Raw genomic sequence first — 1,635 nt, 5'->3', positions numbered from 1 at the left:
AGTTTATATAGTTTACCTTATTTATTATTATACAGTAATAGTTATGATACAAATTGAAAGGAGTTTTATTATGAGTGTAACAACCACTGCCCCTCCACAAAAGGTGCGTACAACTGCTCAAAATATTGGACTTATTTTATCTTTCATTGTTCTAGGTGGCATTTTATTATTACCTACACCAGAAACATTATCTACCGGTGGTCATCGTATGATCGGTGTACTCGCCTTTGCCATCATCTTGTGGATGACCTCAGCGGTTTCCTATCCAGTAAGTGCTACCATGATTACTGCACTTACCGCTTTACTATTAGGATTCTCACCGAATCCGGAAGCTCCTGCTAAAGCTATGGGCACAGCCAATGCCTTGAAGCTTATCATTTCTGGTTATTCTTCACCAGCCATGATTCTTGTAGGCGCTGCCATGTTTATCTCTGTGGCCATGCGCAAAACAGGTCTCGATCGTCGTATCGCCATGTTAGTACTGTCTAGCGTTGGTACTAAGGTTAGCCGTATTTATTTAGGTGTTATTATTACAGGTCTTATCCTCGCCTTTTTTGTACCAAGTGCAACGGCTCGTATTGCTTGCTTAGCACCGATTATCATTGGTATTGTTGAGAACTTAGGTATTGAACGTAAAAGCCGCGTAGCCGCTCTACTCATGGTAGGTGCCGTACAGGCCGATACGTTCTGGAATATTATGATTCAAACGGCTGCCGCTCAAAATCTTGTAGCAGTAGGTTTTATGCAAACACAGATGAATACATCTATTAGCTGGATAGATTGGCTTACTGCAGCGGCTCCATTCTCCATCATTATGGTTATCATCGCCTATTTCTTAACACAAGCATTAATCAAGCCAGAGTTTAAAGAACTTGTAGGTGGCGATGTACAACTCGCTAAAATGCGCCAAGAAATCGGTCCTATGAGTACTGATGAAAAGAAACTGTTATGTATCTCTATCGGTCTTCTCGCATTGTGGGCTACCGGTGGCAAGCTACATTCTATCGATACAACAACTACAACAATTGTAGCTATCGCATTGTTCTTCTTCCCTAAAATCGGCATTATGGATTGGAAATTTGCACAGCCAAACATCGACTGGGGCTCCATCGTTATGTTTGGTGCTGGTATCGGTCTTGGATCTGTATTACTAAAAACAAAGGCAGCTACTTGGCTTGCTCAAGTATTCGTAAACGCCTTCTCCCTTGAAAGTGCCAGCGTATTTATATTAATTGCCGTAATGGCTGCTTTCCTCATTGTCATCCACCTAGGCTTTGCATCTGCTACAGCCCTCTCCTCTGCTATGATTCCTATTGTAATTTCTATTGTAGTAGGACATAACGCAGAAGGTCTTAACCCAATTGGTGTAACCATGCTTATGCAATATTCGATCTGCTTCGGTCTAGTATTACCAGTAAACTCTCCACAAGGTATGGTAGCTTACGGTACAGACACATTCGACGTAAAAACATTTATGACTACAGGTATTCCATTGACTATTATTGGCTATGTAATGATGCTCGTATTTGCTCTTACATATTGGCACTGGATTGGCATAGCTTAAAAGTAACTAACAAAGCAATCATAACCACCCGTAGAACGGGTGGTTTGCTCTGACCCTATAAGGGTCTTTCT

1 protein-coding gene is annotated in these 1,635 nt (G+C 41.5%); it reads left to right on the top strand.

Annotated elements, in window-relative coordinates:
• Window positions 1–70 precede the first annotated feature (70 nt).
• Window positions 71–1,564, top strand: coding sequence for a DASS family sodium-coupled anion symporter (locus QZ334_RS08300; protein WP_295233610.1), 1,494 nt, complete (start codon window positions 71–73; stop codon window positions 1,562–1,564).
• The last annotated feature ends 71 nt before the right edge of the window (window positions 1,565–1,635 follow it).

Source organism: Veillonella sp. (assembly GCF_019414865.1).
GTDB lineage: Bacteria > Bacillota > Negativicutes > Veillonellales > Veillonellaceae > Veillonella.
This window is presented reverse-complemented; position numbering and strand designations above follow the sequence as displayed.

Excerpts from the sequence above, each read along its gene's own strand:
- QZ334_RS08300 (WP_295233610.1), top strand. The coding sequence starts at position 71 with ATGAGTGTAACAACCACTGCCCCTCCACAAAAGGTGCGTACAACTGCT.